The organism is Mannheimia sp. (assembly GCF_056854775.1).
This window is the reverse complement of record NZ_JBXGGI010000083.1, coordinates 1-7,317: the sequence shown is the minus strand read 5'-3', so window position 1 is coordinate 7,317 and position 7,317 is coordinate 1. Positions and strand designations below refer to the sequence as shown.

Annotated in this window: 7 protein-coding genes and 1 pseudogene; 4 read left to right on the top strand and 4 right to left on the bottom strand. The window is 39.8% G+C overall.

Translation table 11 applies throughout. The features are described from left to right. Nucleotides 1-8: 8 nt before the first annotated feature. Nucleotides 9-1,289: pseudogene (locus tag ACJHV0_RS06020) on the top strand (YadA family autotransporter adhesin); the annotation flags it as partial. A gap of 264 nt (nt 1,290-1,553) precedes the next feature. Here the strand turns inward: ACJHV0_RS06020 and ACJHV0_RS06015 are convergent. Continuing rightward, nucleotides 1,554-2,705 carry a cytochrome-c peroxidase gene (locus ACJHV0_RS06015; protein ID WP_483133663.1) on the bottom strand — a complete coding sequence of 384 codons (1,152 nt, stop codon included), beginning with the start codon at nt 2,703-2,705 and terminating at the stop codon, nt 1,554-1,556. Between the two features lie 219 nt (nt 2,706-2,924). Here ACJHV0_RS06015 and ACJHV0_RS06010 point away from each other — a divergent pair, with 219 nt between their 5' ends. Continuing rightward, nucleotides 2,925-3,224 carry a DUF4298 domain-containing protein gene (locus ACJHV0_RS06010; protein ID WP_483133662.1) on the top strand — a complete coding sequence of 100 codons (300 nt, stop codon included), beginning with the start codon at nt 2,925-2,927 and terminating at the stop codon, nt 3,222-3,224. A gap of 23 nt (nt 3,225-3,247) precedes the next feature. Here ACJHV0_RS06010 and fabR read toward each other — a convergent pair whose 3' ends face one another. The 3 genes from fabR to thrC form a co-directional block, all read right to left on the bottom strand. Then, nucleotides 3,248-3,880, bottom strand: a complete 633-nt coding sequence (gene fabR / locus ACJHV0_RS06005; protein WP_483133661.1) for an HTH-type transcriptional repressor FabR — start codon at nt 3,878-3,880, stop codon at nt 3,248-3,250. A 1-nt stretch (nt 3,881) separates the two neighbouring features. Then, nucleotides 3,882-4,766: a DNA-binding transcriptional regulator OxyR gene (oxyR, locus tag ACJHV0_RS06000; protein ID WP_283386454.1), complete on the bottom strand. Its 885-nt coding sequence runs from the start codon at nt 4,764-4,766 to the stop codon at nt 3,882-3,884. A 213-nt stretch (nt 4,767-4,979) separates the two neighbouring features. Next, nucleotides 4,980-6,254, bottom strand: a complete 1,275-nt coding sequence (gene thrC, locus ACJHV0_RS05995) for a threonine synthase (protein WP_483133660.1) — start codon at nt 6,252-6,254, stop codon at nt 4,980-4,982. A gap of 124 nt (nt 6,255-6,378) precedes the next feature. Between thrC and mgsA the strand changes: the two genes are divergently transcribed. Beyond that, nucleotides 6,379-6,837 (top strand): methylglyoxal synthase, encoded by a 459-nt coding sequence (mgsA, locus tag ACJHV0_RS05990; RefSeq protein WP_483133659.1) that lies wholly within the window; start codon nt 6,379-6,381, stop codon nt 6,835-6,837. 117 nt (nt 6,838-6,954) lie between these two features. Continuing rightward, the coding region (locus tag ACJHV0_RS05985) for an FUSC family membrane protein (RefSeq protein ID WP_483133658.1) at nt 6,955-7,317 on the top strand (363 nt) is incomplete at its 3' end.

Here is a 7,317-nt window from a genome sequence, read left to right as displayed (position 1 = left end):
AAGATTAAAACAAAGATGGTAAAGTTGATGCACCTTCAAATGAAGATGGCGATAAATTAGTCAATGCTAAGAATGTTGCCGATGCAATCAACAGCTCAGGTTTTAACTTAAAAACCTCAGCAACAGAGGGCGTGAAATTATCTGGTGATGATGAGCTAATCAATCCGGGCGATAGTGTTGAAATGGTTGCAGGTAAAAACTTAACTGTTAAGCAAGAAGCAAATGGTAAAGTAACTTACGCGACTAAAGATGATGTACAATTCAACTCAGTAACTTCAAATAAAGTTATTGTAGGTGATGCGACTGATCCAGCGAAAAGCTCTACATTAACATCAGGTGATAACGGCTTAGATGTGGGTGGAGATAAGATTACTAACGTTGCAGATGGTGATATTAGCCCAGTAAGCACAGATGTAATTAACGGTAAACAGTTAAACAACTACACCAAAGTAAACGGTAACAACATTGGTACTGATAAAGACGGTTCTATCAATATCGTAAATGGTAACGGTACAACAGTTACTAGCGATAAAGCCGGCGAAATCAAGGTTAATGTGAACAATACTGACTTAACTGTGGCTGAAGAGGGTACGATTAACGTTCAAGATCCGAATGGTACAGGTGCTCACTACGTTAATGCAAATACTGTTGCTAAAGCAGTAAACGAAGTAAGCTGGAGTGTGAACTCTGAAACTGATAAAGCAACTGCAAATGCAGCAACCCAAAACACTTATAAACCGGTGGATAACAAGGTTAAAGCAGGTAGCCAAGTTAAAGTTAATGCAGGACGTAACGTTGAAATCAGCGGTTCTGGTAGAAACATTAACGTTGCAGTATCAGATAATCCAGAGTTTAACAGCGTGAAAGTTGGTGGCACTAAACTTAGCTCGAAAGTAGCTGAAGATGGTGTAAATGAGTTGAACATTGGTGGTAACAACAATGCTCCAACCCGTATTACCAATGTAGCTGCAGGTGTGAAAAATACTGATGCAGTAAACGTAAGCCAATTAAAAGGTGCGGTAAACAATCTTGATAATAAGATCAACCGTAACAACCGTGATTTACGTGCCGGTATTGCAGGTGCGAACGCAGCAGCAGGTTTACCACAAGTTTACATTCCGGGTAAATCAATGGTTGCAGCGGCGGCTGGTACCTTTAAAGGTGAAAATGCTCTTGCAGTCGGTTACTCTCGCTCAAGCGATAACGGTAAAGTTATCTTGAAATTACAAGGTAATGCAAATACTCGTGGAGATTTAGGTGGCTCTGTAGGTGTTGGTTACCAGTGGTAATTAATCTATAATGTGTTCAAATCCCCTTCTTCGGAAGGGGATTTTTACTATAGCCAAACGAAGGTCTGGCTATAGAAACCATACATTATCAGTATAGAACTAAGGTTCTTAAGCGTTGAGATGAAAGAGAATAATTTTTCGAAGAAAGAATATCTAACCCTTTAAGAGGAGAACTATATAGTTATTGTGTAGTTGTAAGCTATTCACATACCCCTAGTATAGTATTTAGAGTAGCCTAAAAACGCCCGTTTTATGAGTAGATTGTTATTTTCCATACCTCTCATCAGTCAGCGTATGTAAAAACGCTTCTAATGCCTCAATTTCTTCATCATTAAGAGGCTTGGATTTTAATTTATCATGAGCGATGGTGGCTGCAAATTCAGGTTTTTGCCACGTCTTGCCTGTTTCAGGATTGATTTGTCTTTCCGGATTATTGTAGCTATCTAAAAAGAGCAATACGGTTTTCAACTCTTTAAATATGCCGTTGTGCATATAAGGGGCAGTTACTGCAACATTGCGTAAAGTAGGCGTTTTGAATTTTCCTTTTTGCTTTTCATCGCCTTTTACATTTGGGTTTTCAAACAAACCTAAATCAATAAAATCAGGAGAGAAGCCATTTACTGCAATCAATTTCGGATTGCTCGGTACGCCTAAATTGTAATAGCGATAATTGCTAAACGTTTCTTCTTTATGGTTTTCATCGCTCTGTAATTGATGGCAACTGCTACAATTTGTTTGAGATTTATCGAGAAATAAGGCTCTGCCTTTTTCCTCTAAGGCGGTAAGTTGAGCTTCACCTTTCAAAAATAGATCATATTTAGAAGCAAATGGGGCAAGTAGTTTGTTTTCTTGTTGGAAAGCAGCAATCGCATCTTCCATTGCGGCATAAACACTTTCATAGCTTTCCCACACTTTTTCACCATAGAATTGCCCTAGGAAGCGTTGATACATCGGCACACTGTATAAGCGTGTGGCGACTGCTAATTTATTCTCCATTCCCATCTCGTTCGGATCAATAGGTGGCATTCCAGCTTGCTCGGTCAGGTTTTTGGCTCTGCCGTCCCAAAACTGCCCGCCTACATATTCTTGGTTTTGTTCATCAAAATGGAAATCGGGCGAGTATTTGGCATAAAGCATTGTTGGGGAGTTACGTTTGCCGAATTTGGCGGGATTGTCGCCTTGCGAAACTACACCATCGGCTGGGGTAATGCGGTTATCAATAAAGGCGTAGTCTGGATTATGGCAGCTTGAGCAGTTTTGCGAACCATTATGGGAGAGCATATTATCAAAAAACAAAATCTGCCCAATAAGCTTTTTGCTCATACCTTCTATCGGCATAGTACGAGGCTGTTTTTCCAATGCTACAGCACAGTGAGCTAATAGCCCACACAAACCTATGGTTAATAACTTCATCATCACGTTTCTCCCTTTATTGAGATTATTTTAGATATTGTTGATGATTAAATCTTCCCTCAAAATTGGTAAGCCATTGATGAAAATCAATATTCGATCATATTATAAGTTGATGTATGCTATGATTTCTCAAATTAAAAAAGACTTTTAATATATCAGTTAGCAAGCGGTTAAATTTGCAAAAAAATTTACAAATTCAACCGCTTGTAATAAGGGGAATGTATGAAAAAAGAAGAAATTCAAAAAATGCAAGATCGCTATAATGAATGGGTGGAGTTATTGCCTGAATTGGAAAAAGGCATTGAGCAGTGGAAGAAATCCATTGAGCTTTTAGAGCCGTTAAGCCAATTTTATTCTGATCCAAAATGGCGTGAGTTGCACGATAATTTTGATGAAGAGCTTGATACAAAAGGCAATTATAGTGTGTTATCGGAAGATGCGTTGTGGAATGCGTTATCGGATCAACACCGATTAGCATTAGAATGGTTAAAATTATCCACCGCACATATTACAAAAGAGTAAAATAGACGCAAAGGCGTCTATTTTTAGCTTTGAGAGGTTTGTTTGTTGGCGTAATAAGAAGAACCACGAATGAGCATTCTAAGTTGCATAATCACTCGTTGTTTAAGTTTTTCTCGCTCTTGGTTGCTCATATCAAGGGCGTGAGAGCCAGCGGTAAAGACTAAAGTAACCAGCCCTTCTGCCTGAATATAGGCGAGATCTCGGTCGCTGTGGTTGTCTTTTCCCATAATGTAATCGGCAAGCTCTGCTACAAAATGCTGAATTTCTCGTGAGGCGGCAGTTCTAAAAGCTTGTGATGTGCCTGAACTTTCTCGCAGTAGCAATCGGAATACGTTAGGTCTGTCGGAAATCAGTTCAAAGAAAGTTTCAACCGATACAATGACTACACTGCCACCGTTGGCAATGCGTTTCCGAGCCTGTCTCATTAATTGACGAAGCAATAAGCCGGATTCATCAACCATTGCCAAGCCAAGCTCATCCATATCTTTAAAATGGCGATAAAATGAGGTTGGAGCAACTCCAGCCTCACGGGCAACTTCTCGCAAGCTTAGGTTGGAGAAGCTTTTTTCCGGACTTAATTGGTTAAAGGCAGCTTCAAGTAACGCTCTACGCGTTTTTTCTTTTTGAATGGCACGTACGCTCACCACATTTGCCATTTTAAACCTCAGTTTTAACAATTTGCGTGATTGCTTGAGCTAACCGCTCATAGCGTACACGGAGTGGCGAACCCGGTCGGTAAACCATACCGACTGCACGGAATGGCTTCGGAGCATCAAACGGAATATAGCGAATGCCTTCCATTGGTTTTGCTGCCAGCTTAGGAATAAGAGCCATACCTACATTTGCCGCTACCATATTGCGTAGGGTTTCTAAATTAGTTGCTTTGAAATGCGGATTTTCTTTTGCACCAATAGATAAGCAGTAATCTAATGTGTGAGTGCGTAAGCAATGACCACCATCAAGGAAAAGTAGCTCTTTATTTTTTAATAAGCTGATATCTAATTTATCCAATTTAGCCCATTCGTGATCTTCCGGTACAACGAGATACATTTCTTCATTAAAAATCGGTACTTCAATGAAAGGCTCACTCTCTTTTACAAATGAAATGATTCCACAATCAAGCTGACCTGCCTCAAGTTGATCCAATAGCTGATTGGTTTGCAGCTCATAAAGATAAAGGTCTAAATCGGCAAAATCTTTTTTCAATGCAGGAATAATAATTGGAGAAAGGTAAGGTCCGAGCGTTGGAATTACCCCAATATGGAGCGGACCGGACATCTCTTTCCCTTGATTGCTTGCCATTTCTTTTAGAATTTTAACTTCTCGCAATACCACTTTGGCTTGCTCTACGAGTGTTAAGCCCGCTTGCGTGAAAAGCACTTTGCGGCTGGTTCGTTCAAGTAGAATTGTGCCTAGCTCATCTTCTAATTTACGGATCTGTCCACTCAAAGTCGGCTGGCTGACATTACAAGATTCCGCAGCACGGCGAAAATGTTTATAGTCTGCGAGGGCAATTAGGTATTCTAAATCTCGAATGTTCAATTTATTTCTCCAATTTGATATTTTCCTATTAATCCGATAGGTAAATTATGCCATATTTGCACGCATAATGCTTCGTATTTTACAACATAACTTTTTACTTGATAGGATTTAGCGATTAATTTTTAAGATTTAATTCGGTTAAATAAATTAATAAAGAGGAAAAAATTTTTTCAATAAAAGAAAATGGGGCTTACCGCCCCATTGAGATGAGATTTATTTTAATAAATAAGCACGCAATGTGGCAAAATCTGCTGGCATTTTATCAGATAACAACGGTAATTTGTTGTGTTTATCTAATGCTTCCGGAAGTGGCAATTCAATCTCTAAAATACGCTCAACCGATTCTTTAAATTTTGCCGGGTGGGCGGTACATAAGAAAATGCCTGTTTCGCCTGCTTGTAGTTGGTCTTTTAAACTTTGGTATGCAATAGCTCCGTGTGGTTCGCATAAGTAGCCTTCCGCATATTGAGCTTTTAATGCTGCTTCAGTTTCTTCATCATTTAATGCTGCTGAACCTAAGTCTGATAAACTCCAACCGTTGCGTTTGAAAAGTTCTTCTACACGAGGCCAGTTATTCGGGCGGCTTACGTCCATTGCATTTGACAGGGTTGCAACCGTTGCATTTGGCTCCCATTTGCCTGATTTTAAATAGCGTGGAACGGTGTCGTTCGCATTAGTTGAGGCGATAAAACGTTTAATTGGTAAGCCCATTGATTTTGCAATTAAGCCAGCAGTTAAGTTACCGAAGTTACCGCTTGGTACTGAAACTACTACATTATCACGTTTCTCTGTTGGTAGTTGTGCTACTGCTTCAAAGTAGTAGCAAACTTGAGCCAGCAAGCGACTGATGTTGATGGAATTTGCCGAGTTCAAACCGATGGCTTGACGAAGTTCTGCATCGTCAAAGGCTTGTTTAACTAAGGCTTGGCAAGCATCAAAGTCTGATTCAATCGCCACAGTACGAATATTTCCGCCTAAGGTGCAGAATAATTTTTCTTGTAACGGACTGATTTTACCTTTCGGATACAAAATCACCACATTGATATTTTCTAAACCATAGAAAGCGTGAGCCACTGCTGCACCTGTATCGCCGGAAGTCGCGGTTAAAATTGTGATTTTGCCATCGCCACGCACATTCGCTAATGCCTGAGCCATAAAGCGACCGCCGAAATCTTTGAATGCTAAGGTCGGACCGTGGAACAGTTCTAACGCATAAATATCATCATTGACTTTGGCAAGCGGTGCAGGGAAAGTGAACGCATTTTTTACCATTGTATTTAAGGTTTCTTGCGGTAATTCTTCGCCGATTAATGCAGAAAGAATTTTTTGGCTACGTTCAACTAAAGGTAAATCTAATAATTCATCAATATCATCTAATTTAGGTAAAACTTCGGGGAAAAATAATCCTTGATTTTTGCCTAAGCCCTGACGTACCGCTTGGGCAAAATTCACTTGTTCTTCTGGGTGTTTGATGTTGTATAAATTCATTTAGGGAGATCCTTTATTTTAAAATAGATATTTTTAATTGATTTTAGCCATAAGCAATGATTAGTCAATGCAAAAGCGAAAAATAAGCGGTATGATTTAGCAAAAATTTTGCAAGGAGATAAAAATGAAAACCATCGTTCGAACAATCGCAAAACAAAAACAAATTGCGTTGGTTGCTCACGACAGCTGTAAGAATGACTTAATCCGCTGGACACAAACCCATAAATCGCAACTTGCTTCCCATAAACTCTACGCCACAGGTACAACAGGACATTTGCTTGCGAGAGAAACCGGGCTTGAAATAATAGCATTAATGAGTGGACCAATGGGCGGTGATCAACAATTAGGTGGGCTGATTGCAGAAAAAAAAATTGATATGCTGATTTTCTTTTGGGATCCGATGAATGCCGCTCCGCACGACCCGGATGTGAAAGCCCTGATGCGAATTGCAACGGTGTGGAATATTCCTGTTGCTATTAATGAAACTTCAGCCAATTTCTTATTAAACGCTGATTTATTTAATCAAGAGGTTGAAGCGATTGTGCCGGATTACGATGGCTATTTGGCGGAGCGTTTAGGGTAACATTTGATATTAATTACAAGCGGTCATTTTTACTCGCTACGCTCGCTCCTTCGGAGCCGTTGGCAAAGCCAACGTTCAAACGCAAGCGTTTGTTAGTAAAAATTTACAAATAAAAAGATGAATAAGTATTTAAAAAAACTGCAAAACAGTTGGCTCTCGGAAAGTGTGATTAAAACCTTGCCGATGTTTATTTCGCTCAATATTGCTGCAGTAAGCATTTGGCAGCTTGGTATTTCGCATTTTGCGATGCCGCTGATGTTAGGCATTATCGCAGGTGGTTTGGTTGATTTAGATAATAGTCTTATCGGACGAGCAAAAAATCTAATCATCAGCCTAGTGGCATTTTCACTTTCCTCCATTGGGGCAAGCGTCTCTTTATATTTAGGCTGGTTGTTCGTGCCGGTCCTGATGGTTTGTACTTTTCTTCTAGTAATGCTCGGAGCAGTTGGACAACGTTACAGCACTATTGCTTTCGGCACG

Excerpts from the sequence above, each read along its gene's own strand:
- ACJHV0_RS06015 (WP_483133663.1), bottom strand. The coding sequence starts at position 2,705 with ATGATGAAGTTATTAACCATAGGTTTGTGTGGGCTATTAGCTCACTGT.
- ACJHV0_RS06010 (WP_483133662.1), top strand. The coding sequence starts at position 2,925 with ATGAAAAAAGAAGAAATTCAAAAAATGCAAGATCGCTATAATGAATGG.
- fabR (WP_483133661.1), bottom strand. The coding sequence starts at position 3,880 with ATGGCAAATGTGGTGAGCGTACGTGCCATTCAAAAAGAAAAAACGCGT.
- thrC (WP_483133660.1), bottom strand. The coding sequence starts at position 6,254 with ATGAATTTATACAACATCAAACACCCAGAAGAACAAGTGAATTTTGCC.
- mgsA (WP_483133659.1), top strand. The coding sequence starts at position 6,379 with ATGAAAACCATCGTTCGAACAATCGCAAAACAAAAACAAATTGCGTTG.